Raw genomic sequence first — 23,169 nt, forward strand, 5'->3', positions numbered from 1 at the left:
TCGCATGGATACCCGCGTGAAGTTGTACGGTGAATTGCGCATTAACAGGCTGGGAATCAGCAAAATCTTCCGTATAGGCAACGGCCGGGGGCTGGCCGCTGCCTACAGGGCGGCCCCCATCGGGCGGTCAGGCCGCCGCCTGTCCGGCGGCCCGCGTGGCCGCGTCGCGGATGTCCGCCACCAGCTGGTCCACCCGCTCGGGCTGGGTATCCCAGGCGAACATGAAGCGGGCGCCGCCGCCGATGAAGGTGTAGAAGCGCCAACCGCGCGCCCTCAGGGTATCCAGCACCGCCGCCGGTGCCGTCAGGAACACGGCGTTGGCCTGCACCGGAAACATCGGCGCCACGCCCGGTACATCCGTCAGCCCGGCGGCCAGGCGCTGTGCCCCGGCATTGGCATGGGCGGCGTTGCGCAGCCAGGCACCGTTTTCCAGCATGCGCACCCAGGGCGCCGACAGGAAACGCATCTTGGATGCCAGCTGGCCGGCCTGCTTGCAGCGGTAATCGAAGTCTTCCGCCAGGGCCCGGTCGAAGAACAGGATGGCCTCGCCCACCGCCATGCCGTTCTTGGTGCCGCCGAAGCACAGCACGTCCACGCCGGCACGCCAGGTCATGTCCGCCGGGTCGCAGCCCAGGCTGGCGCAGGCGTTGGCGAAGCGGGCGCCGTCCATGTGCAGGCGCAGGCCCAGCGCCCGGCAGGTGGCGGAAATGGCGCGGATCTCCTCCAGGCTATAGACCTGCCCCGTCTCCGTTGGCTGGGTAATGGTGACGGCGCGGGGCTTGGGGAAATGGATGTCCGACCGCCCGGTGGCCAGGGCGCGGATGGCATCCGGCGTCAGCTTGCCATCCGTCGTCTGCGCCACCAGCAGCTTGGACCCGTTGGAGAAAAACTCCGGCGCGCCGCACTCGTCCGTCTCCACATGCGCGGAAGCGGAGCAGATGACGCTGTGGTAGGACTGGCAGAGCGAGGCCAGGGCCAGCGAATTGGCCGCCGTCCCGTTGAAGGCGAAGAAGACGTCGCAGGGCGTACCGAACAGATGGCGGAAGGCATCAGCCGCGCGCGCCGTCCACACATCCTCGCCATAAGCCGCGGCGTGGCCGCTGTTGGCCTCCGCCATGGCGGCCCAGGCCTCCGGACAGACGCCGGAGTAGTTGTCGCTGGCGAACTGCTGCGCCTGGAACTGGGGAGGAACGGTCGCGGTGTGGGTGTCGCTGGTCATGGGAAGGCCGCCTTCGTCATCTCTGGTTTCGATCAAGAGCGAAACGGACACGTGGCAGCTTCCCGTTCATTGCCGGATCGGCCACATCCTTCCCTGCGGGAAGCGCCACCTTGCCGGGTAAGCAGGTTGGCGTTGAGCGTCAGCCCAACTCTTGATGCATGGCGAGAGGGATAACGGCAGACGGCCGCCGACGCAAGCCCCTTGCCGCGCAGACCCGGTGCGGCATTTGCGGGCGGCGGGGAAATCAGCCGCCTACGGCAGGGGCAGGGGTCAGGCCCAACCCCTGAGGGGCCGGCTGCGCCGAAGCGGGCGGGCGTACGGGCAGCGGGCGTACGGGCAGCGGGCGCGGCGCCAGGGCTGACGGGGGGTCCTCCACCGGCTCCGTCCCATCACCCTCCCCCAACAGGTCGGCCAGCGCCTCATCCTCCGCCGGGGGCTCAAGGGGGGCGGCGCCCTCGGGCCCCCCATCGGCGGCGGCGGTATCATCGCGCAACGAGATGGGCAGCACGACGCTGATGGTGTAGCCGCCCTCCCGCGCCAGGCGATTGGTGACCAGCACGCGGAAATCGGCCTCGGTGGGGGCATAGCCGTGGACCACCCCCGCCTCCGCCATGCCACCGCCGCGGCCCACGCCACTCCGGCCCATGCCACTCCCTCCCACTTGGCGGGGCGCCGTCGCGGCGCGCAGGTGCGCCTCGAACAGCTGGTCGCCCGGCGCCCATTCCAGGGAGACGAGGTTGAGCGGGCGGGGCACCGTCTGGCGCAGCACCGCCATACGGCTGCGCACCTCCTCCGTCTGGGCCGCGATCTCGCGCAGCGCGTCCTCCCCCTCCTTCAGGGCCATGGCCAGCTGTTCCTCCTGCTGGCGGGCGACGCGCAGGTCGGCCGCGGCCTCGTTCTTCTCGTCCACCACGGCGGCGATGCGCCGTTCCGTCTCGCGGATCTTGAACAGGATGCGGCGAACGGAAAAGGCCAGGAAGGCGCCCCCCACCGCCAGGATGAGGAAGACCACGAAGTTCAGGTTGCTATAGGCGCCGGTCATCAGCGCACCATGCGACGGTGCGGCCGCACCAGGCGGGCCTGCGCCGCGGACCGCACCCCGGCCGCCGCCTCCGCCACCGCCTTGAAGCCCTGGGCGGCGCGCAGGTTGTTGATGGTGAAGCCGTCCTTGGGACCGAAGGCCAGCAACAGGCGCGAGCGCGCCTGGCGCTCGTTGCCCGCCCAGACCCGCGCGCGGTGGGTATAGCGCCAGAGCGGACAAATCTCCTCCGCCCCGGCGGCGGCCCGCTCCATCAGGCTGCGGTTGTTCAGGTCCGCAAGATAGAGCTGATCGTCCAGGGTGGCGTCGCCCACCTCGTGCCACACATCCACCCGCCGCCGCTCCAGCTCCTCACACTCCTGCTGCATGCGGTGCAGGATGGTGTTGAGGCGGAAGCGCTCGGCGTTGTTGCGGTCGCGCACCATGGCGTTGGCCCGATTCTGGGCCCACAAAGTCTCCGTGGTGCGGCGGGTCTGCTGGATCTCGTACTTGATCCATCGGTACTTCGCCGCCCACTCATAGATGTCGACGATCACCAGGCGCAAAACCTCAAGCAGCGCCACGGCGGCCAGCACGGCGCCCGCCACCGACAACACCACCAGATCCGATTGCGCGACCTGCACCGGGGCCCCTCTGACCGACCTCTCCCGCCTGGCATCGATGATATCGCCTGAGCCGGTAAGCGGCCCGCGCAAAATACCCGTCTAAGTCATTAGGACAGGCGGCCTGTCCAACCGGAGAGGGTCACGACCCGGAAACGCGACAGGGGAAACAGGGTTGGCGGGCCGCATCCCCCTCCCCTATCCTGGCGGCCAACCATCAGTCCCCCTGAACGGAAGCCCGCCCCATGGACAGCCGCCTCGACACGGCCACCCCGCACGCCATCCACCTCCGCGACTACGCCCCGCCGGCATGGCTGATCGATACGGTGGATCTGCACGTCGATCTGCGGGAAGAGGCGGCGACCATCCGCTCCACCCTCGCGGTGCGGCGCAATCCGGCGGCGGCCGGCGCCACCGCCGCCCTGGACCTGGACGGGCAGGAGCTGGAGCTGCTGGCCGTGCGGGTTGACAACCGCGTGCTGGGGCCCGACGACTACACCCTGACGCCCGACCGGCTGACCCTGGTCGGCCTGCCCGACCACGCCACGGTGGAGATCACCACCCGCACCCGGCCGCAGGACAACACCGCGCTGGAGGGGCTGTACAAGTCCTCCGGCAACTACTGCACCCAGTGCGAGGCCGAGGGCTTCCGCAAGATCACCTATTTCCTGGACCGTCCGGACGTGATGGCCCGCTACACCACCACCATCGAGGCGGAGCGGGCGCGCTATCCCGTGCTGCTGTCCAACGGCAACCTGACGGCCAGCGGCGACAGCGCCATCGAGGCCGGCCGCCATTGGGCACGGTGGGAAGACCCGTGGCCCAAGCCCTGCTACCTGTTCGCGCTGGTGGCCGGCGCGCTGGTGCATATCGAGGACCGCTTCACCACCCGCTCCGGCCGCGAGGTGGCGCTGCGCATCTATGTCGAGCCGGGAAACGAGGCCAAGTGCGGCCACGCCATGGAGTCGCTGAAGAAATCCATGAAATGGGATGAGGACGTCTATGGCCTGGAATACGACCTGGACATCTTCAACATCGTCGCCGTGTCCGATTTCAACATGGGCGCGATGGAGAACAAGAGCCTGAACGTCTTCAACACCAAGTACATCCTGGCCCAGCCAGAGACGGCCACCGACACCGACTTCCTGGGCATCGAGACGGTGGTGGCGCACGAATACTTCCATAACTGGACGGGCAACCGCGTCACCTGCCGCGACTGGTTCCAACTGAGCCTGAAGGAGGGCCTGACCGTCTTCCGCGACCAGGAATTCTCCGCCGACATGAATTCGGCACCGGTCAAGCGCATCCAGGACGTGCAGCGCCTGCGCCAGGTGCAGTTCAATGAGGACGCCGGCCCCACCGCCCATTCCGTTCGGCCGGAAAGCTACATCGAGATCAGCAACTTCTACACGCCCACCGTCTATGAGAAGGGGGCGGAGGTGCTGCGCATGTACCGCACCCTGCTGGGCCATGCGGGATATCGCAAGGGCATCGACCTGTACTTCGCCCGCCATGACGGCCAGGCGGTGACGACCGACGACTTCCTGGCCGCCATGGTCGAGGCCAACGGCCAGAAGCCCACCGACCCGCTGTGGGCGCAGTTCCAGCGCTGGTACACCCAGGCCGGCACGCCCATCATCTCGGGCGACGGCCGGCATGACGCCACCGCCGGCACCTACACCCTGACCCTGCGCCAAACGCTGCCGGCAACGCCCGGCCAGCCTGACAAGGCCCCCCAGGTCATTCCCGTGGCCCTGGGCCTGCTGGGCCCGGATGGCCAGGATTTGCCCCTGACCCTGGCGGGGGAGACAGAGACCGGCGCCACCACCCGCATCCTGGCGCTGACGGAGGCGGAACAGAGCTTCACCTTCGTCGGCGTGCCGCAGGCGCCCGTGCCCTCGCTGCTGCGCGGCTTCTCCGCCCCGGTGCGGCTGGATTTCAAACAGGATGACGCGGCGCTCACCTTCCTCATGGCCCATGACAGCGACGCCTTCAACCGGTGGGAAGCGGGGCAGACGTTGGCGACGCGCCTGATCCTGGCCGATGTCGACGCCCGCGCCCAAGGGGGGAGGCCATTGCCCCCCAGGCCTATATCGACGCCATCGCCCAGACCCTGGCGCGGGCGGGGGAGGACAGGGCCTTCGCCGCCCTGGCCCTGGCCTTGCCCACCGAAGGCTATCTGGGCCAGCAGCGGGTCCTGGTGGACGTGGACGGCATCCATGCCGCCCGGCTGGGCCTGCGCCGCACCCTGGCGCGGGAACTGAACGGCGCCTTCCGCAAGACCTATGACGGCAACCGCACGGACGGCGCCTTCACCATCACCCCGGACGCCATGGGCCGCCGCGCCCTGAAAAACGCGGCGCTGGCCTACCTGATGGCGCTGGACGACGCCCCGGCGCGCGCCCTGTGCCTGGCGCAGTACCAGGGCGCCACCACCATGACCGACGCCATCGCGGCCCTGGCCCTGATCGCCGACAGCGCCATGGACGAACGCGCCAGCTGCCTGGCCGACTTCGCCGACCGCTGGAAGCATGAGGCGCTGGTGATGGACAAGTGGTTCGCGGTGCAGGCGCTGAGCGACCGCACCGATACGCTGGACCGGGTGCGCGGCCTGATGGAGCACCCCTCCTTCTCCATCCGCAACCCCAACAAGGTCTACGCCCTGGTGGGCAGCTTCACCGCCAACCCGTCCAAGTTCCATGCCGCCGACGGCAGCGGCTATGCCTTCCTGGCCGACACGGTGCTGACGCTGGACAAGCTGAACCCGCAGGTCGCCAGCCGCATGGTGAAGCCCCTGGCCCGCTGGCGCCCCTATGACGCCGGCCGCCAGGAACACGCCAAGGCGGCGCTGGAACGGATCGTCGGCACCGCCGGCCTGTCGCGCGACGTCTATGAGATCGTGTCAAAGAGCCTGGCCGCCTGAATAAAGACAACGGAACAGGAATGCAGACTCCAGTCAAGGAACCTGGCATTCCTGTTCATTTCTAAATTCTCTTGCCGGTTGGTCGCCTGTATACTGGAGGAATATTTAATTCCTCACGATGGAAATCATGGCGCTATCAAAACAAAAAGGGCAAACTCGGCTCTGCTTTCTTCTCCTATCCATCGCGACCGGCTGCATGCCATTCAGCAGCAGCGAGGCGGTAAAGCCGTTGTCCGCCACGCTGGCGCATGACGGTTACGTCTCCGATATCGAGATCAAGGCGCTGCCCCCCGACGCCTCGCCCGAGTTCAAGGGCAAGCTGGAACTCGCCCTGCGCACGGAACTGGCGAAATGCGCCAAGGGCAGCCACCCCCTGCGTCTGGAAGCCCGTGTCGCCCGCTTCAGTGGCGAAAACGCGGGGCGCGCCATTTTACTAGGCGACTCCAACGTCGTGCGCGGTTCCGTGCAGCTGTTCGATACCGCGGACGGTGCTCTCGCCGGTGATTATGACGTCAACCGCTCGGTGGGCGGCGGCGGCGTTCTGGCGGCTATCGGCCTGAGAGGTGCTGAAGGTCAAATGGCCCAAGCGTTCGCCAACCAAGTCTGTGAGCAAGCCTTCAAGGCCGAAACCAAACATCAACAAAGCCACTGACCAAGCCATGGGGCGACGGACATGCGTCCGCCGCCCCTGGTCATCATCAGCTGGTGGGGCTGCCGGCGGCCGCCGGGGTCGCCACAACTGGCGACGCCTTGCCGGTCAGCGTGGCCACGAAGGCGGGGTCGGCGAACATTTTCGCCAAGGCGTCGTTCAGGGCGCTGGCGACGGTCTCCGCCGCGTTGGAGCCGTTGGCCATCAGGATGGTCTTCTTGGCCGTGCCAGCATAGGTCTGGCTGAAAGCAGGGGCGCCAGAGCCATTACCCACCGCGACCGTCAAATTCACATCAGCGGTGGCCGTGCCGGAAAACACGCCCGCACCATACTGGTTATAGAACTGGTTGACGGAGACGGTGATCGGCCGGCCACCGGCCTGCACGTGGAAGCCCCGCGCCTCCAACTCCGTCTTGAACGCATCGGTCACGATGGCCGGGACATCCTTATCGGAACGGATGGCCGCCATTTCGGTGCCGAAACCATTAATCTTGGCGGAGATGCGATTGCGGTCGGAAGTGCGGGCGTCCACCACGGTCAAGCCCACCGGCTTGGCATCGGCCACGACCTCGGCCTTGGTGGGGACGTACTTCACGGTGGCGACATCTTCGGACAGCGCACACCCGGCGAGCATGGAAATGGCTACCAGGCCTGCAAACACGCGGATCATCAACTACCCCCATATCTTGGCGTAGGGCCGCCAACCGGCGTCCTACCTAGGCTTTAAGGGGTATGCCAAAGCGGCTGATATCAGCAATGCGGTCGTACAATAATGCATTAATAGTTGAGGGCCCAACACAAGGGTACGTTGGTGGGATTGCCCGCTAATGCGTTGTTACCTCGGATGAAAATCCAGGCCCCCGCCTCTTGCCGGTGGGCCGCTGCCGCAGCGCCCAGCACTGCGGCAGAACGACGCACCACCTTCAATGCGCCAGCAGGACCGGCAGGGTGGCGTTGTAGAGGATGTGGCGGGTGACGCCGCCCAGGATCATCTCCCGCAGGCGGCTGTGACCATAGCCGCCCAGCACCAGCAGGTCGGCATTGGCGGCCTTCGCCTCGGCCAGCAACAGGGCGCCCACCGACCGGCCCTCGGCCATGGGCTGGCGCACCTGGGCCTTGACGCCGTGCCAGGCCAGATAATCGGCCAAGTCGCGGCCGGCCGCGCCATCGGTCTTGTCGGTTTCCACGGCGATGACGGTGACCGTCTCCGCCGTCGTCAGCAGGGGCAGCGCCTGGGCCGCCGCTTGGGCCGACTCACGGCTGCCGTTCCAGGCGATGACGATGCGGCGCCCCAGGCCGGCATCGGCGTTGAAGCTTGGCGGCACCACCAGCAGGGGTCGGGCGCTGTCCAGCAGGATGGCCTCCAGCATCAGCAGGGCCTCGCCCCCCGTCGTTTCCGCCACCTGAGCCATGACGCTGACATCGGCCAGGCGGGCCTGGACCACCGCCACATCTTCCTGGTTGCCCACCACCTCGCGGAAGTCGCCGGTGACCGGCGCGGCCGCGTCGGGGCTTTCCGCCAGGGTGGCGCCGGCCTCGGCCAGGACCGCATCGAAGGTCTGGTGGGCGCGGGTGCGGTGGTTGCGCGACTCCTGTTCCACCATGGTCATGATCTCCTCGACCAGGGCGCCCGACACCCCCTCGCCCAGGGCCGGCACGGCCTCGCGTGGGTCGGGATTGGGCACCAAGCCCAGGACGTGACCGCCATCGCGCCGGGCCAGGGCGAAGGCCGCCGCCAGGGCCGCACGGTCACCGGCGCCGCCGGTCAGCACGGACAGGATCTTGCGATAGGACATGGGGCCGTTCTCCTCTGGACGCCGGCGCTCAGGCGGCCGGCACATCGTGGAGAAGCTTCACCGTTTGGACGGATGCACGCATTGACGTGCCTCAAGCATGGACCCGGCCCCCCCGGGGAGCAAGGGCCACGGGGAAAGCCCGGCGCCTCACGCCTCGGTCCGCCAGGGTTCCGGCCGGGTTAGTTGGCTCAGCAGCCGGCGGGCCACATCGGCGGCGGATCCCAGGACGGACAGGATGTCCCAGCGCATCTCCCCCAGGCCGCGCCCGCCCCGTTCGCCCTTGGGCCGCCCCTCATCCGTGGCCTGCTGCTGGTTCAGCACCAGCCAGAGGCCCAGGAAGGGCACCGGCGCCGCGTGGGCCACGGCCTCGATGTCCGCGCGCTGGTCGGGACGGGCGTAGACGGCGTCGGCCACCACGGCATGGCCGGCCTCCAGCACCAGGCCGGCGCGTCCCGCCATCTCGCCATAGACGCGGGCCGTCACCGCCTCGCTATAGCCGGACGCGGCCAGCGTTCCCTCTTCCGGCGCGTCCAGCAGGCGGCGGCGCAGCGACTCCGACTGCAGGATGACGGCCCCAGGAATGGGTCCGATCTCCGGCGCCAGCATGCGGGCCAGGGTGGATTTGCCCGTGCCGGGCAGGCCGCCGATGGCGATCAGCCGGGGTGCCCGTGGATTCAGGGCGGACAAGGCCAAATCCAGATAGGCCGCCGCCTCCCGCCGGAAGGAGGCGCCCGCCCCCACCGGCCGCCGGGCGGCGGCGGTGCTGGCCGTCATGTGGGCGCGGATGGCCGCGCACAGGCTGATGAACAGCGGCAGCAAGGCCAGGCCGGCGAAGTCCCCGGTCTGCTCCAGATACCGGTTCAGCACCAGGTTGGCGAAGGGCCTTAGCCGCCGATGCTCCAGATCCATCAGCAGGTAGGCGAGGTCATGGAAGACGTCGATGACCGCCGGGCCACCACCGGCCGCCTCGCCTTCCTGCCCGCCGGCTTCGTCCAGCAGGATGGCGGCGCCGAACAGGGTGGGCTGGTCAGCCCAGACGCAGATGTTGCCCAGTTGCAGGTCGCCATGGCAGGGCCGGACATAACCGGAGCGCCGGCGCCGTTCGATCAGCCATTCCTGTCGGGTGACGGCCCCCATCAGCCCCCCTTCCAACCGGTCCAGAGCGGGGGGATCGAACAGGTCGGGATGCAGGCGCAGGGCGCCCAGCGCACCGGCCACCGCCGCCCGCACCGCCTCGACGCCGCCGGGCGGAGGGCGGCCCGGACGGTCGGGGGTTTCGTCATGGGCGCTTTCGTGCAGGGCGGCCACGGCATCGGCCACGGCGCGCATGCCGTCGCGGGTCAGCAGCCCCGCCTCCGCCTGGCGGTCGAACAGGCCGGATTCGGCGAAGCGGCGCATGACCACCACCCAGTCCACGGCCGCGGCATCGGCACCCGAATCGGCCGGTGCCAGCACCAACCGGCCATGGGCGCCCGGCACCACCGCCAGCACGCCTTCATACAGGCCCGGGGCCGTGCGCCGGTTGACCGCCACCTCGGCCAGGGCCACCCGCCGCCGCCTGTCGGGCGTGGACAGATCCAGGTGGGGGAAGTGAACGGCGCGACGGATTTTATAGGCGCGGTCGCCAGCCAGGAAGATGACGGCGCCGTCGGTGTCGATTCGCTCCACCGCCAAACCCTGATGGGTCGCCGCATCGCCCAGCAGGGCGATCGTGGCGGCCTGGTCCATGGAGGACGAGATCGTGGGCGCCGGACACAGATCCATAAGCCGATTTTAGCGATGTTTTATGACAGGCCGACGTGCGGCGTACGTCCCTTTTGCAGGCAGCGGGACGAATACCCCAATCACCCCTGCCTTGCGTCCTATGACCCTGACAGTGATGCGGCAACGAAACCATATAAGGGGCGGACATTGCGCCCATGCGGCGCCTCTTCATGAAATTGTAACCGGCCGGACCTATCAAGTGCGGCGACGGGATCGAGGGTAAGGCCTTGCGCGTGTGTAGCCTGTCTGGCTGGACGCCTCTTTGTCGCATATGCGCAACAGTTGGCGGCTATGCGAGGCAAAAGGTAGCGGTCACTGCTTTGCCCGTTGAGTTGCCTGCCTCATTCGGGAATCATCCTGGAAACTTCTTATTAAGGATCACGGTCGTGCTACGGCGTCTTCTCAAGTCCACGGTATTGGCGTTGGGGCTGGTTTCAGTCGCGGCGCCGGCTTTCGCCGAGGACACCCCCAGCTTCCTCAGCCTCGGCATTGGCGAGTACGACGTGCTGCGGACCGGGCCGAAGCACAACACGACCGACTATCGCATCGAGTATCGCCCCAACACCGCGCTGTTCTCCAGCAGCTGGATCCGGATCAGCCCGTGGGTGGGTGGTGAGTTCACCGGCCAGGGCGGCGCCTATGGTGTCGGCGGCATCCTGTTCGACATTCCGCTGGGCAGCTCCTTCGACTTCACGCCCAACTTCGGCGTCGGCGTCTATGGCACCGGCAGCGGCAAGAACCTCGGTAGCTGGGTGGAGTTCCGCTCCACCGCCGAAATCTCGTACAAGTTCGAGAACCAGAGCCGCCTGGGCCTGTCCTTCGGCCACATCTCCAACGCCGGCATCGGCGAGGTGAACCCCGGTTCCGAGATCGTGACCCTGTACTACCACATCCCCACCAGCTGGCTGTTCGGCGGCTGGTAAGCAGGCCGAGCCACTCGGGGCTGGGATGATCAAGGGCGCCTTCGGGCGCCCTTTTCGTTTTGGGCTCATGGAGCTGGCAGCCACGCGACACAGTCCGCGCACGCGAAAGCGCCCGACGTCCAAGGGGACCGGGCGACCAGAACCAGCATTGTCAGGGACATTTAAGAGGAGTGGTGGGTGTACAAGGACTCGAACCTTGGGCCCGCTGATTAAGAGTCAGCTGCTCTACCAACTGAGCTATACACCCGCCCCTCAAGAGCCGCCGCCGAGGCGTCGACCGCCGGGCGCTGCGTCCCGGTGAGGGCCGCTTTGTAGCGTTCCGGCGCGCCCTTGTCGACAGAAAAATGACAGCAAAAGCGTGTCATCAGCCAGCCGCCAGGAATGGCACCCATGCGGCGAACGATACACGCCGCATATCGAAAATTGATTGGCAGGGCAGGGACTTAGCAAGTGCGCCCAACGGCGGGCACATCAGCATGTCGCCAGAATGAACGTCGAATTTTCAAGGGAGAGGAGTGGTGGGTGTACAAGGACTCGAACCTTGGGCCCGCTGATTAAGAGTCAGCTGCTCTACCAACTGAGCTATACACCCGCCCCTCATGGACCGCCGCCGTGGCGCCGGTCATCCGCGCTGTGTCGCGGTGAGGGCGGTTTCATACGGCGACAGGCGGTGCTTGTCGACAGAAAAATGCAGGGGCGCCTCCGCATGGCGCCCTTGCACGAACCGGGGGCGTCAGAAATCGCTCATGCCGCGGCGGGACATACGCACGTCACGATGGACGTGCACACACAGCAGCAGGCCGAAACCGGTCATGACCGTCAGCGCCGACGACCCTCCGTAGGAGATCAGCGGCAGGGGCACGCCCACGACGGGGATCAGGCCCATGACCATGGCGATGTTGATGAACATGTAGAGGAACAGGTTGACCGTCAGCCCCATGGCCACCAGCCGGCCATACTGGTGGCGGCAACGCATGGCGATGACGTAGCCGTAGACCAGCAGCAGGGTGTACAGGGCCAGGAAAACCAGGGCCCCCACCATGCCCATCTCCTCCGCCAGCATGGTGAAGATGAAGTCCGTCTGCTTCTCGGGCAGGAAGTTCAGGTGGCTTTGCGAGCCCATGAGGAAGCCCTTGCCGAACATGCCGCCGGAGCCCAGGGCTATCTTGGACTGCATGATGTGGTAGCCGTGGCCCAGCGGGTCGTTCTCGGGGTTCAGGAAGGTGTTCACCCGGTTCTTCTGGTAGTCGTGCATGAAGTGCCAGATGACCGGGATGGCGGCCAATACACCGCCGATGACCAGCGCGAACTTCCACAGCCGCACGCCCACCAGCCAGAAGATGGCGCCCGACACCATCAGCAGCATGAGTGAGGTGCCCAGGTTGGGCTGTAGCAGCACCAGGCAGACGGGCGCCACGATCATGATCAAGGCCGGGATGAGGAAGGTGATGCGGCCGGTATCCTCCAGCGAAGCGCCGTGGAAATAGCGCGCCAGCGCCATCACCAGCGTCACCTTCATCAACTCCGACGGTTGCAGCTGCATGAAGCCCAGATCGATCCAGCGCTGGGCCCCCATGCCAACATGGCCCATCACCTCCACCACGATCAGCAGGAAGAAGGCGATGCCATAGAGGAAGTAGGAAAACTTCAGCCAGATGCGGATGTCGATCAGCGCCACGACCAGCATGATCACCGCCCCCACGGCGAAGCGCATGATCTGGCGCGTGGCCCAGGGGTCGAAATTGCCGTTGGCGGCCGAATAGAGCATGGCAAAGCCGATGCAGGCCACCGTGGTGATCAACAGCACCAGGCTCCAACTGATCTGGCCCAGCTTCTCGCTGAGGCTCATGTTGGATTGGGGATCGAGCCCCATGTCGAGGTTCATCATCGCGGGGTCCCTTCCCCTGGCGCGGCCGGCGCGCTGGTGACCCGGGCCAGGGCCGGGGCGGCGGGTTGAGCGGAAGGGACGGCCTGGCCGGAAGCGGTGGGCGCATCGCCTGCCGCCGCGTCAGACGCCGGGGTGGTCCCGGCATCGGCCTGCTGCGCCCGCGCGGCCTCCATCAGCTGGATTTCAAGCAGCAGGTCACGGGCGATGGGGGCCGCGACCGAGCTGCCGCCCACGCCGTGCTCGACGATGACGGCGCAGGCATACCGGGGCGCCTGCACCGGCGCGAAGGCGATGAACAGGGCGTTATCGCGGTCCTTCCACGGCCGCTCGGCCTTCAGCAGGCCAGCGTTGCGTTCGGCCATGGTGATGCGCTTGACCTGGGCGGTGCCGGACTTGCCGCCCATCTCCATGCCCGGCTGGGTGATGCGGGCGGCATAGGCCGTGCCGCCGGCAGAGGTCACCCCCGCCATGCCGGCCAGGATGCGTTGGATGAATTCCGGCTTCACGCCGATGTCGGGCCAGACCGTCTGCTCGGTGTATTCCTGCTCCACCGCCTTGGTCAGGTGGGGCTTCACCGCCTTGCCGCCGCTGGCCAGGCGGGCGCACATCACCGCCAGCTGGATGGGGGTGGCCGTGACATAGCCCTGGCCAATGGCGACACTCAACGTTTCGCCATCGTACCAATTTTCCTTGTAGGTCCGCCGCTTCCACTTGGTATCGGGGATGATGCCGTTCTTCTCGCCCGGCAGGTCCAGGTCGGTCCGTTCACCCAGGCCGAAGCGGCGGGCCATGTCGGCGATGCGGTCCACGCCGATACGCCGCGCCAGGTCATAGAAATAGACGTCACACGACATGCGGATGGCGTCATGCATGTCGACGGACCCGTGGCCGCCCTTTTTGTAGCAGTGGAAGGTGTGGCCACCGAAATCATAGTGCCCTGGGCAGAAGACGCGGTGGGTGGGGTCCACGCCGGCCTCCAGCCCCGCCAGCGCGGTCATGGGCTTGAAGGTTGATCCGGGAGCGTAATGGCCCGCCACGACCTTGTTGGTAAGGGGCGAGGCCTCATTCTTGATCAGGCTATCGTACAGGTCCTGCGGGATCCCCATGGCGAACTGGTTGGGATCGAAGCTGGGATGGGAGGCCAGCGCCAGGACGCCGCCCGTCTGCACGTCCAGCACCACGGCGGCGGCACTCTCATGCTCCGCCAGGCGCTGCTGGGCGTAGTACTGCAGCTTGGCGTCGATGGTCAGGGTCACCTGATGGCCCGGCTGGCCGTCGTTGCGCGCCAGCTCACGCACGACGCGGCCCACGGCGTTGACCTCCAGCTGGCTGGTCCCGGCGGTGCCGCGCAGGGCCAAGTCATGTTTGCGCTCGATGCCGCTCTTGCCGATGCGGAACCCCGGCAGGGACAGCAGCGGGTCGCGCGCGTTCTGCAACTCCTGCTCCGACACCACACCGACATAGCCCAGGATATGGGCCGCCTGCTCCCCGAAGGGGTAGGAGCGCACCTGCCCCACCTCGATGGACACGCCGGGCAGGTCGGGCAGGTTGACCTCGATGGCCGACACCTGGTCCCAGGTCAGGTTCTCCCGCAGGGTCACCGGCGCGAAGGAGCGCAGGCGGTCGACATCGCGCAGGATGCGGCGGCGGTCGGCGTCCGTCAGCGGCAGCAGCTTGACCACCTTGTCCAGCGTCTCGTCCACGTCATCGGTGCGTTCGGACACCAGGACGGCGCGGAAATTCTGCTCATTCACCGCCAGGGGCACGCCGGCGCGGTCGACGATGATGCCGCGCGAGGGGGCCAGCAGGCGCAGGGAGATGCGGTTATCCTCCGCCAGCGTGGTGTAGTGGTCGCCTTCCAGGACCTGCAGGTAATAAAGACGCGCCACCAGGGCGGACAAGGCGCCGGCCTTGAGCCCGCCCAGCACCAGCGTGCGGCGGTTCATGACGCGCTGGCGTTCGGCGTCCCTATCGATCGCGTTGAACATGTAAACCTCTTACTGCGGCCGCCGATCGTGACCGATCCAGGAGCCCCCTCGGGCGCCGGGCGCCGCTTGGCTTCACCGTCCCGCCCTTCGGTACTCAACTGCCGGGCCAGCCGTCGCTGGCCTGAAAAACCACTCTGTCAGCTCAGCAGACTGCGGTGCAGCTTGCTGAAGCACCAGGCCGGAACCGGGAACAGCACGATGGCCAGCAGCGCCTGGGCCACCACGTTGCCGGGGGCCACCAGGTGCACCGTCATCAGGCTGTAGGCCACCCACTGCACGGCACCGGCACCCACCGCCACCAGGGCGAACCCCAGCCACAGGAACCAGAAGGAGTTTCCCAGAAAATAGCGGCGCTGCGTCAACACCAGCCAGTAGGACAGCACATAGACCAGCGCGCTCATCCCCAGCGGCGATCCGCCCAGCAGATCCTGCAACACCCCGATGCCGAAGGCCATATAGGGCTTCAGCAGGTCGGGGCGATAGATCGCCCAGTAGTAGATGGCCATCAAGGTGAGGGGCGGCGCCACGAAGGAGTAGTCGGGCAACTGCAGGGGCATCATGCCCACCAGCATGGCCGCCACCGTGGTGCTGAACGGCACCGAGTTCCGACCGGCCTGGTCCAGCCGCTGCCAGATGCCGACCGCCATGGCCAGTGTCACTGCATCGCGCCGGGCTGGGCCGCCTCGGCCGCCAGTCCGCCGGGGATACCGAAATCGACAAGCTGCACGTACTCGATGCGCGACAGGTCGACGATGGGGGTCACCCGCGTTTCGCCATCATGGGTGGCGGCGACGACGCCCACCGGCAGGCCGGCGGGGAACAGGCCACCGTGGCCGGAGGTGAACACCCGTTCGCCCACCGTCGGCTCCACACCGCGGGGGATGTACATCAGGCGCGGCTGGTCGGAATTGTCACCCGACAGCATGGCGCGCTGCCGGGTGGTTTCCAGCACCACCGGAATGCGGGCGTTCAGGTCGGTGACCAGCAGGATGCGGGACGACCACTCGCCCACCTGCACCACGCGGCCGATGACACCCTGCCCGGCCATGGCGGCCTGGCCGCGGCGCACGCCGTCACGCTGGCCGGCCATCACCACCAGGGTCCGGACGAAGGCGCCGCCGGGGTCGGCGATGACGCGGGCGGTGATGTAGGAGGCGGCGGGGTCGGGCTTGTACGCCAGCAGGCCGCGCAGGGAGTTGTTTTCCGCCTCCAGCCGCAGGGCCGTCTGCTGCCACTGGCGCAAACGCTCGTTATCCTCGCGCAGGCGCTGGTTCTCGGCATACACGGAAACCAGCTGGCGGCCGGATTCCAGCACGCTGGCGACGGCGCCAGCGGGGCGGGCGATGAAACCCAGGATGGGGGCGAAGGCGTCGGTGACGCGGGCGCGGGCGGCGTCGATGAACACGGGGTCGGCGCGCGTCATCATCATCAGCCCGATGGCGGCCAGCACCATCAGCATGAATGAGAATCGCTGGAGCAGCGCCCGCATGGGTGCTGCGATCCTGAGCGCGGTGCCACCGCTGCGCGTCTTCACAGGCAGTCCCCGTCCGCTACAGGGGGCCCCGGATCCTGTCCGGTTCAGAACCGATCCGGGCCCACCCTACAAAAACAAAGCCTGCCGCCCATTTGGGCAGCCGAAGGCCCCTGGTCAATACATGCTGATCAGCACGTTGCGCAGGGTCTTCATTTCTTCCAGCGCCCGGCCCGTGCCCAGCGCCACGCAGGACAGGGGATCGTCGGCGATCGACACCGGCAGCCCGGTGGCGTGACGCAGCACGAAGTCCAGGTTGGACAACAGCGCGCCACCACCGGTCAGCACGATGCCCTTGTCCACGATGTCCGCGGCCAGTTCGGGTGCCGTGTGTTCCAGCGCGACCTTCACCGCCTCGATGATCTGGCTCACCGGCTCCGCCAGGCTTTCCGCGATCTGGCGTTCGCTGATGATGAGTTCCTTGGGCACGCCGTTCATCAGGTCGCGGCCCTTTATCTCCATCACCCGGCCCTCGCCGTCTTCCGGCGGGCAGGCGGAACCGATTTCCTTCTTGATGCGCTCGGCCGAGCCCTCGCCCACCAGAAGGTTATGGTTGCGCCGGATGTAACCGATGATGGCCTCATCCATCTTGTCGCCGCCCACGCGCACGGAGCGGGAATAGACGATGCCGCCCAGCGACAGGACGGCCACCTCGGTGGTGCCGCCGCCAATGTCCACCACCATGCTGCCCGTCGGCTCGGTCACCGGCAGGCCGGCGCCGATGGCGGCGGCCATGGGTTCCTCGATCAGGAAGACGCGGCGCGCGCCGGCGGCCTCGGCCGATTCCTGGATGGCCCGGCGCTCAACAGCGGTCGAACCCGACGGCACGCAGATGATGACCTGCGGGCTGGCGAAGCTGCGGCGGTTGTGAACCTTGCGGATGAAATGCTTGATCATTTCTTCCGCGACCTCGAAATCGGCGATGACACCATCGCGCAACGGACGGATGGCCTGAATGTTGCCCGGCGTGCGGCCCAGCATCAGCTTGGCCTCGTCACCGACGGCCAAGACCTGCTTCTTGCCGCGGACGTTCGCAATCGCGACCACGGACGGTTCGTTCAGGACAATACCGCGACCCTTGACGTAGACCAGCGTATTGGCCGTGCCGAGGTCGATCGCCATATCGGCGGAGAAAATGCCAAGCAAGTTCGTAGGACATCGGTTAGTGGGTTGCGGGAAGATGGCCCTGCGAACCGTGGTTTCCCCTGGGAAACGACCATCGCACCGCCACAGGGGTTGCATAGAACAGAATCGCTAGGCCGCTCAAGCCCAGAAAGGCCTCGGCGGCGATTTTATCGCCGCGGCGCGGAACGTCTGCGAACCCAGCGGACCCCGGGGCGCGCTTCCGACGCGGCCGGGCAGCCTGCCCGCTCAACCGGGCCCGGCACTCAACCTGCGGGCGCGCAGGCGGCGGTGGGCACCGCCCGACGCCCCTTCGTGCCGCTAGACTCGGGGTTTACAGCGTTAACGGGCGTCGGGCCTCAGGCGCTGATCGCCGCCGGCGCGGTCTTCTGCCGCTTCACCAGCAGCTTGTTCAACGCGTGCAGGTAGGCGCGGCAGGTCGCGACCAGGGTGTCGGCATCGGCGCCCTGCCCGTTCACGGTCTTGCCCCCCTCCTCCAGGCGCACGGTCACCTCTGCCTGGGCATCGGTGCCGGCGGTGACGGCGTGCACCTGGTACAACTGCAACCGGGCGTCGTGGGGGAAGACCAGCTTGATGGCGTTGAACACGGCATCCACCGGGCCGTTGCCGAAGCTGACCACCGGCGGTACTGCCTCGCCCCCCACCGTCACCTCCAGCACCGCGTGCTGCGGCCCGCGGGAACCCGCGACCACCTGCAGCGAGACGAACTGGATGTGATCGTGCTGGCGGCCAACCTCGTCATCGATGAGGGCGATGATGTCCTCGTCGAACACATCCTTCTTACGGTCGGCCAAATCCTTGAAGCGGCGGAACGCCTCGTTCACGGCGTTGTCGCCCATGTCGTCGTAGCCCAGCTCCTTCAGCTTGGCGCGGAAGGCGGCGCGGCCGGAATGCTTGCCCATCACCAGGGTGGAGCGGTTCAGGCCCACCGACTCCGGGGTCATGATCTCATAGGTGCCGGCGTGCTTCAGCATGCCGTCCTGGTGAATGCCGGACTCATGGGCGAAGGCGTTGGCGCCGACGATGGCCTTGTTGGGCTGCACCACGAAGCCGGTGATGGTGGACACTAGGCGCGAGGCGCGGGTGATGGCCTCGGTCTTGATGCCGGTCTTGTAGGGCAGATAGTCGGCGCGGGTGCGCAGGGCCATCACGATCTCTTCCAGGGCGGCGTTGCCCGCGCGCTCCCCCAGGCCGTTGATGGTGCATTCCACCTGGCGGGCGCCGCCGGCGACACCGGCCAGCGAGTTGGCCACGGCCAGGCCCAGGTCGTTGTGGCAGTGGACGGAGAAGATGGCCTGGTCGCTGTTGGGCGTCTTCTCGCGCACCGCGCGGATAAGCGCGCCATATTCCTCCGGCACGGCGTATCCCACGGTATCGGGAATGTTGATGGTGGTGGCGCCGGCCTTGATGGCGGTTTCCACACAGCGACAGAGGAAGTCCAGCTCGGTGCGGGAGCCATCCTCGGCCGACCATTCCACGTCCGCGACATGGTTGCGGGCCAGGGTGACGCTGTCCCAGATGGCCTGGACCACGGCGTCCGGCTCCATCTGCAGCTTGTACTTCATGTGCAGCGGGCTGGTGGAGATGAAGGTGTGAATGCGCTGGCGCGCCGCCCCCTTCAACGCCTCGGCCGCGCGCTCGATGTCATTGCGGTGCGCGCGGGCCAGGCCGGCGATGGTGGCGTTGCGCACCACCCGGCCCACTTCCCGCACCGCCTCGAAGTCACCGTTGGAGGCGGCGGGGAAGCCGGCCTCGATCACGTCCACGCCCATCTCTTCCAGCGTCTGGGCGATGCGGATCTTCTCTTCCAGGTTCATGGAGGCGCCGGGCGACTGCTCGCCGTCGCGCAAGGTGGTGTCGAAGATGACAACGCGGTCGGAAGACGGATGGGTCATGACGAAAAATCCTGCGCTGCCGTCCCGGCCTGGCGGGCGGGACGGGTATTGAGACTGACGACGAGCCAAGCCGGATCGACTTGATCTACGCCGCAATCCGGCCGCTGGCAACGGCCAACGGGCGTTTTGTTGCCGCAGGACAGATCCCTTGGAAAGGAATGCATCGCCTGCACCGGGCCGAGGAAAAGAAAAAGGCCGGCGCGTCGGCACCGGCCTTGATCCTGACTGAGGTCCCGAACCGCTTAGTTGCGGCTCTTGTCCACCAGCTTGTTGCTGGCGATCCAGGGCATCATGGCGCGCAGCTTGCCGCCCACTTCCTCGATCGGGTGCTCGGCCTCACGGCGACGGGTGGCCTTGAAGCTGGGCAGGCCGGCCTTGTTCTCCAGCATCCAATCGCGGGTGAAGCGGCCGGACTGGATGTCGTCCAGCACGCGCTTCATCTCGGCCTTGGTCTCGGAGGTGACGATGCGCGGGCCGGTGACGTAGTCGCCGTACTCGGCGGTGTTGGAAATGGAGTAGCGCATGTTGGCGATGCCGCCCTCGTAGATCAGGTCCACGATCAGCTTCACCTCGTGCAGGCACTCGAAATAGGCCATCTCAGGGGCGTAGCCCGCCTCGACCAGGGTCTCGAAACCGGCCTGGATCAGCTTGGTCAGGCCGCCGCACAGCACGGCCTGCTCACCGAACAGGTCGGTCTCGCACTCTTCCTTGAAGGTGGTCTCGATGATGCCCGAGCGGCCGCCGCCGACGGCGGAGGCATAGGACAGCGCCACTTCCAGGGCGTTGCCCGAGGCGTTCTGGTGCACGGCCACCAGGCAGGGAACGCCGCCGCCCTTCTGGTATTCGCCGCGCACGGTGTGGCCGGGGCCCTTCGGGGCGATCATGAACACGTCCAGGTCCGGCCGCGGCTCGATCAGGCGGAAGTGCACGTTCAGGCCATGACCGAAGGCGATGGCGGCACCCTGGCGCAGGTTGGCGGCCAGCTCGTCGCGGTACAGGTCGGCCTGCAGCTCATCCGGGGTCAGGATCATGACGACGTCGGCCCAGGCGGCGGCCTCGGCCGGGGTGACCACCTTGAAGCCGGCGCCTTCGGCCTTCTTGGTCGTGGCCGAGCCGGCGCGCAGCGCCACCACGATGTCCTTCACCCCGCTGTCGCGCAGGTTCTGGGCGTGGGCGTGGCCCTGGCTGCCGTAACCGATGATGGCAACCTTCTTGCCCTTGATCAGGTTAACGTCGGCATCACGATCATAATAAACGCGCATGGGTCTAAGCCTTTTGTTGGTTGCGCCCGCCAACCCTTGGGGGCGCGCGCTCATGGAGTGTCGCCTTCCCGGGGGGAAAGCGGTTTGGAAAAAACGGGTCAGATGCCGCCGGGGCCGCGGGACATGGCCACCACGCCGGTGCGCGACACGCCCACCAGGCCCAGCTCGGCCATCAGGCCGATGAAGCGGTCCAGCTCCTCCCCCTGCCCCGTGATCTCGAACACGAAGCTGGTGATGGTGGCGTCCACCACCCGGGCCTTGAACACATCGGCCAGGCGTAGGGCCTCCACCCGCTTCTCGCCCGTGCCGGCCACCTTGACCAGCGCCGTCTCACGCTCGACGAAGGGGCCTTCCATCGTCAGGTCATGAACCCGGTGCACCGGCACCAGGCGGCCCAGCTGCGCCTTGATCTGCTCGATGATCATGGGCGTGCCGGTGGTGACGATGGTGATGCGCGACAGGGTGGCGTCGCGGTCGACCTCCGCCACCGTCAGGCTTTCGATGTTGTAGCCACGGCCCGAGAACAGGCCGATGACGCGGGCCAGCACGCCCGGCTCATTATCCACCAGGATGGAAATGGTGTGGCGTTCGATGGCGGGGGGGCGGACAGGACAGGACGGGCGGTCAAGATGGGCTCCGGTCAGGCAGGGCGGTGAAGGGGGCGGCGGCGGGACGGGCGGCGCTCATACCAGCACCATGCCGTCCTCCGGCGTCGCGTTCTCCACCTTCTCGTCCGGGCCCAGCAGCATTTCGTTGTGGGCGCGGCCGCCGGGGATCATGGGGAAGCAGTTTTCCTTCGGATCCACGCACATGTCCACGATGACGGGCCGGCGGATGCTGATCATCTCATTGATGACGTCGTCCACCTGACCGACCTCCGTGGCGCGCAGGCCCACGCCACCGAAAGCGTCGGCCAGCTTCACGAAGTCGGGCAGCGCCTCGGAATAGCTTTCCGAGTAGCGGCCGCCGTGCAGCAGCTCCTGCCACTGGCGGACCATGCCCATGTACTGGTTGTTCAGGATGAAGACCTTGACCGGCAGGCGGTACTGCAGGGCGGTCGCCATTTCCTGGATGTTCATCAGGATGCTGGCCTCGCCCGCCACGTCGATGCACAGGGCGTCGGGGTGGGCCACCTGGGCGCCGATGGCGGCCGGCAGGCCGTAACCCATGGTGCCGAGGCCGCCGGAGGTCATCCAGTGGTTGGGCCGGTCGAAGGGCAGGAACTGGGCGGCCCACATCTGGTGCTGGCCGACCTCGGTCGTGATGAAGACGTCATCGCGGCCGGAGATGGCGGCGCGCAGGCGCTCCAGCGCGAACTGCGGCTTGATCACCTTGCTGGTCTTCTCGTACCGCAGGCAATCGCGGGCCCGCCAGAACTCGATCTGCTCCCACCACTGGGCCAGGGCCGCCTTGTCCGGCTGCTTGCCGCGCGCCTTCCAGATGCGAATCATGTCTTCCAGCACGTGGGCGGCGTCGCCGACGATGGGGACGTCCACCCGCACGTTCTTGTTGATGCTGGACGGGTCGATGTCGACATGGATTTTCACGGAGTTCGGCGAGAACTCCGAAACCTTGCCGGTCACGCGGTCATCGAAGCGGGCGCCGATGCAGACCATGACGTCGCAGCCGTGCATGGCCAGGTTGGCCTCGTAGGTGCCGTGCATGCCCAGCATGCCCAGCCACTGCCGGTCCGACGCCGGAAAGGCGCCCAGGCCCATCAGGGTGGTGGTGCAGGGATAGCCCGTCATGCGGACGAACTGCGTCAGCAGCTGGCTGGCCACCGGACCGGCGTTGATGACACCGCCGCCGACATAGAAGATGGGCCGCTTGGCCTTGGCCAGCAGGTCGATGGCCTCTTCCACCCGGTTCAGATCCGGCTTCACCTGGGGACGATAGCTCTTGGGCATGCTGTCGGCCGGGGAACGGTAGGCCCCTTCCGCGAACTGCACGTCCTTGGGGATGTCGATGACCACGGGGCCCGGGCGGCCGTTCTTGGCCACGTAGAACGCCTCGTGCAGGGTGCGCGCCAGGTTGTTGACGTCCTTCACCAGGTAATTGTGCTTGGTGCAGGGGCGGGTGATGCCCGTGGTGTCGCATTCCTGGAAGGCGTCGTTGCCAATCAGGTGCGTGGCGACCTGGCCCGATAGGCAGACGATGGGAATGCTGTCCATCAGGGCGTCGGCCAGGCCAGTGACGGCGTTGGTGGCGCCGGGGCCGCTGGTGACCAGCACGACGCCGACCTTACCCGTGGACCGGGCATAGCCCTCCGCCGCATGCAGCGCCGCCTGTTCATGGCGGACCAGGATGTGGCGGATGTCGTTCTGCTGGAAAAGCGCGTCATAGATGGGAAGTACCGCGCCGCCCGGATAGCCGAAAATGACCTCTACGCCCTGGTCCCGCAACGCCTTCAGGACGATGTCGGCACCGGTCAGACTGGTCTCGCTCGTGGCAGCACTCATTTCCCAAAAATCCTGGTTTCTAGTCGCCCCGTCGCCCCCGCTCACCGGGGCCGCTTGGGAACACCAAATAGCCCCCTTCGCAAACGCG

The 23,169-nt window shown here is 67.1% G+C and carries 18 protein-coding genes, 2 tRNA genes, 1 pseudogene and 1 riboswitch; of the genes and pseudogenes, 4 read left to right on the top strand and 17 right to left on the bottom strand.

Translation table 11 applies throughout. From position 1 onward, the window contains the following. Positions 1 to 127: 127 nt before the first annotated feature. The 3 genes from UCD39_RS16735 to UCD39_RS16745 form a co-directional block, all read right to left on the bottom strand. Positions 128 to 1,219: a threonine aldolase family protein gene (locus UCD39_RS16735; protein WP_330497053.1), complete on the bottom strand. Its 1,092-nt coding sequence runs from the start codon at positions 1,217 to 1,219 to the stop codon at positions 128 to 130. A gap of 55 nt (positions 1,220 to 1,274) precedes the next feature. Continuing rightward, a riboswitch (SAM-I-IV-variant riboswitch) is annotated at positions 1,275 to 1,382 on the bottom strand. An 81-nt stretch (positions 1,383 to 1,463) separates the two neighbouring features. Further along, positions 1,464 to 2,261, bottom strand: a complete 798-nt coding sequence (locus UCD39_RS16740; protein ID WP_330497054.1) for a PilN family protein — start codon at positions 2,259 to 2,261, stop codon at positions 1,464 to 1,466. After that, positions 2,261 to 2,881, bottom strand: coding sequence for a hypothetical protein (locus tag UCD39_RS16745; protein ID WP_330497055.1), 621 nt, complete (start codon positions 2,879 to 2,881; stop codon positions 2,261 to 2,263). Before UCD39_RS16745 ends, UCD39_RS16740 begins: the two co-directional genes overlap by 1 nt. A gap of 224 nt (positions 2,882 to 3,105) precedes the next feature. On the opposite strand from UCD39_RS16745, the pseudogene pepN reads away from it, so the two are divergent. The 3 genes and pseudogenes from pepN to UCD39_RS16760 all read left to right on the top strand — a co-directional run. After that, positions 3,106 to 4,866, top strand: a pseudogene (pepN, locus tag UCD39_RS16750) (aminopeptidase N); the annotation flags it as partial. After that, positions 4,860 to 5,783, top strand: a complete 924-nt coding sequence (locus UCD39_RS16755; protein ID WP_330497056.1) for an aminopeptidase N C-terminal domain-containing protein — start codon at positions 4,860 to 4,862, stop codon at positions 5,781 to 5,783. The pseudogene pepN and the gene UCD39_RS16755, both read left to right, overlap by 7 nt. A 118-nt stretch (positions 5,784 to 5,901) precedes the next feature. Next, positions 5,902 to 6,435: a hypothetical protein gene (locus UCD39_RS16760; protein WP_330497057.1), complete on the top strand. Its 534-nt coding sequence runs from the start codon at positions 5,902 to 5,904 to the stop codon at positions 6,433 to 6,435. Positions 6,436 to 6,481: 46 nt separating this feature from the next. Here UCD39_RS16760 and UCD39_RS16765 read toward each other — a convergent pair whose 3' ends face one another. From UCD39_RS16765 to UCD39_RS16775, 3 genes are all read right to left on the bottom strand, one after another. Then, positions 6,482 to 7,102, bottom strand: a complete 621-nt coding sequence (locus tag UCD39_RS16765) for a YajG family lipoprotein (RefSeq protein ID WP_330497058.1) — start codon at positions 7,100 to 7,102, stop codon at positions 6,482 to 6,484. Positions 7,103 to 7,355: 253 nt separating this feature from the next. Beyond that, positions 7,356 to 8,228 carry a universal stress protein gene (locus tag UCD39_RS16770; protein ID WP_330497059.1) on the bottom strand — a complete coding sequence of 291 codons (873 nt, stop codon included), beginning with the start codon at positions 8,226 to 8,228 and terminating at the stop codon, positions 7,356 to 7,358. Between the two features lie 147 nt (positions 8,229 to 8,375). Beyond that, positions 8,376 to 9,956, bottom strand: coding sequence for a bifunctional aminoglycoside phosphotransferase/ATP-binding protein (locus UCD39_RS16775; RefSeq protein ID WP_330497060.1), 1,581 nt, complete (start codon positions 9,954 to 9,956; stop codon positions 8,376 to 8,378). A gap of 422 nt (positions 9,957 to 10,378) precedes the next feature. Here UCD39_RS16775 and UCD39_RS16780 point away from each other — a divergent pair, with 422 nt between their 5' ends. Beyond that, positions 10,379 to 10,915 carry an acyloxyacyl hydrolase gene (locus tag UCD39_RS16780; RefSeq protein ID WP_186456017.1) on the top strand — a complete coding sequence of 179 codons (537 nt, stop codon included), beginning with the start codon at positions 10,379 to 10,381 and terminating at the stop codon, positions 10,913 to 10,915. A gap of 171 nt (positions 10,916 to 11,086) precedes the next feature. Here UCD39_RS16780 and UCD39_RS16785 read toward each other — a convergent pair. The 11 genes from UCD39_RS16785 to UCD39_RS16835 form a co-directional block, all read right to left on the bottom strand. Next, positions 11,087 to 11,162 (bottom strand) — tRNA-Lys (locus tag UCD39_RS16785). A gap of 269 nt (positions 11,163 to 11,431) precedes the next feature. Beyond that, a tRNA-Lys gene (locus tag UCD39_RS16790) sits at positions 11,432 to 11,507 on the bottom strand. Positions 11,508 to 11,648: 141 nt separating this feature from the next. Continuing rightward, the gene (gene rodA / locus UCD39_RS16795; RefSeq protein WP_330497061.1) at positions 11,649 to 12,803 is read right to left on the bottom strand and encodes a rod shape-determining protein RodA; all 1,155 of its coding nucleotides are present in this window, start codon (positions 12,801 to 12,803) and stop codon (positions 11,649 to 11,651) included. Next, the gene (gene mrdA / locus UCD39_RS16800) at positions 12,800 to 14,791 is read right to left on the bottom strand and encodes a penicillin-binding protein 2 (RefSeq protein ID WP_330497062.1); all 1,992 of its coding nucleotides are present in this window, start codon (positions 14,789 to 14,791) and stop codon (positions 12,800 to 12,802) included. Before mrdA ends, rodA begins: the two co-directional genes overlap by 4 nt. Before the next feature lie 137 nt (positions 14,792 to 14,928). Continuing rightward, positions 14,929 to 15,438 (bottom strand): rod shape-determining protein MreD, encoded by a 510-nt coding sequence (gene mreD, locus UCD39_RS16805; protein ID WP_145735686.1) that lies wholly within the window; start codon positions 15,436 to 15,438, stop codon positions 14,929 to 14,931. Positions 15,439 to 15,446: 8 nt separating this feature from the next. Continuing rightward, positions 15,447 to 16,325, bottom strand: a complete 879-nt coding sequence (gene mreC, locus UCD39_RS16810; RefSeq protein WP_145735684.1) for a rod shape-determining protein MreC — start codon at positions 16,323 to 16,325, stop codon at positions 15,447 to 15,449. A gap of 114 nt (positions 16,326 to 16,439) precedes the next feature. Continuing rightward, a complete protein-coding gene (locus UCD39_RS16815) occupies positions 16,440 to 17,468 on the bottom strand; it encodes a rod shape-determining protein (RefSeq protein WP_040849683.1) in 1,029 nt (342 codons plus the stop codon). Between the two features lie 335 nt (positions 17,469 to 17,803). Continuing rightward, positions 17,804 to 19,360: a 2-isopropylmalate synthase gene (locus tag UCD39_RS16820; protein ID WP_330497063.1), complete on the bottom strand. Its 1,557-nt coding sequence runs from the start codon at positions 19,358 to 19,360 to the stop codon at positions 17,804 to 17,806. A gap of 242 nt (positions 19,361 to 19,602) precedes the next feature. Then, positions 19,603 to 20,622, bottom strand: a complete 1,020-nt coding sequence (gene ilvC / locus UCD39_RS16825; RefSeq protein ID WP_145735680.1) for a ketol-acid reductoisomerase — start codon at positions 20,620 to 20,622, stop codon at positions 19,603 to 19,605. A 98-nt stretch (positions 20,623 to 20,720) separates the two neighbouring features. Then, positions 20,721 to 21,215 carry an acetolactate synthase small subunit gene (gene ilvN / locus UCD39_RS16830; protein WP_330498472.1) on the bottom strand — a complete coding sequence of 165 codons (495 nt, stop codon included), beginning with the start codon at positions 21,213 to 21,215 and terminating at the stop codon, positions 20,721 to 20,723. A gap of 90 nt (positions 21,216 to 21,305) precedes the next feature. Next, positions 21,306 to 23,081, bottom strand: a complete 1,776-nt coding sequence (locus tag UCD39_RS16835; protein WP_330497064.1) for an acetolactate synthase 3 large subunit — start codon at positions 23,079 to 23,081, stop codon at positions 21,306 to 21,308. Positions 23,082 to 23,169 lie beyond the last annotated feature (88 nt).

The sequence above is a fragment of the Nitrospirillum karajorum genome (assembly GCF_036348415.1).
Taxonomy (GTDB): domain Bacteria; phylum Pseudomonadota; class Alphaproteobacteria; order Azospirillales; family Azospirillaceae; genus Nitrospirillum; species Nitrospirillum amazonense_B.

What these genes read in the sequence shown, in the direction of transcription:
- UCD39_RS16740 (WP_330497054.1), bottom strand. Translation starts at nt 2,261, where the DNA reads ATGACCGGCGCCTATAGCAACCTGAACTTCGTGGTCTTCCTCATCCTG.
- UCD39_RS16775 (WP_330497060.1), bottom strand. Translation starts at nt 9,956, where the DNA reads ATGGACCAGGCCGCCACGATCGCCCTGCTGGGCGATGCGGCGACCCAT.
- UCD39_RS16835 (WP_330497064.1), bottom strand. Translation starts at nt 23,081, where the DNA reads ATGAGTGCTGCCACGAGCGAGACCAGTCTGACCGGTGCCGACATCGTC.
- mrdA (WP_330497062.1), bottom strand. Translation starts at nt 14,791, where the DNA reads ATGTTCAACGCGATCGATAGGGACGCCGAACGCCAGCGCGTCATGAAC.
- UCD39_RS16770 (WP_330497059.1), bottom strand. Translation starts at nt 8,228, where the DNA reads ATGTCCTATCGCAAGATCCTGTCCGTGCTGACCGGCGGCGCCGGTGAC.
- ilvC (WP_145735680.1), bottom strand. Translation starts at nt 20,622, where the DNA reads ATGCGCGTTTATTATGATCGTGATGCCGACGTTAACCTGATCAAGGGC.
- UCD39_RS16820 (WP_330497063.1), bottom strand. Translation starts at nt 19,360, where the DNA reads ATGACCCATCCGTCTTCCGACCGCGTTGTCATCTTCGACACCACCTTG.
- rodA (WP_330497061.1), bottom strand. Translation starts at nt 12,803, where the DNA reads ATGATGAACCTCGACATGGGGCTCGATCCCCAATCCAACATGAGCCTC.
- UCD39_RS16760 (WP_330497057.1), top strand. Translation starts at nt 5,902, where the DNA reads ATGGAAATCATGGCGCTATCAAAACAAAAAGGGCAAACTCGGCTCTGC.
- UCD39_RS16765 (WP_330497058.1), bottom strand. Translation starts at nt 7,102, where the DNA reads ATGATCCGCGTGTTTGCAGGCCTGGTAGCCATTTCCATGCTCGCCGGG.
- mreD (WP_145735686.1), bottom strand. Translation starts at nt 15,438, where the DNA reads ATGGCGGTCGGCATCTGGCAGCGGCTGGACCAGGCCGGTCGGAACTCG.
- UCD39_RS16735 (WP_330497053.1), bottom strand. Translation starts at nt 1,219, where the DNA reads ATGACCAGCGACACCCACACCGCGACCGTTCCTCCCCAGTTCCAGGCG.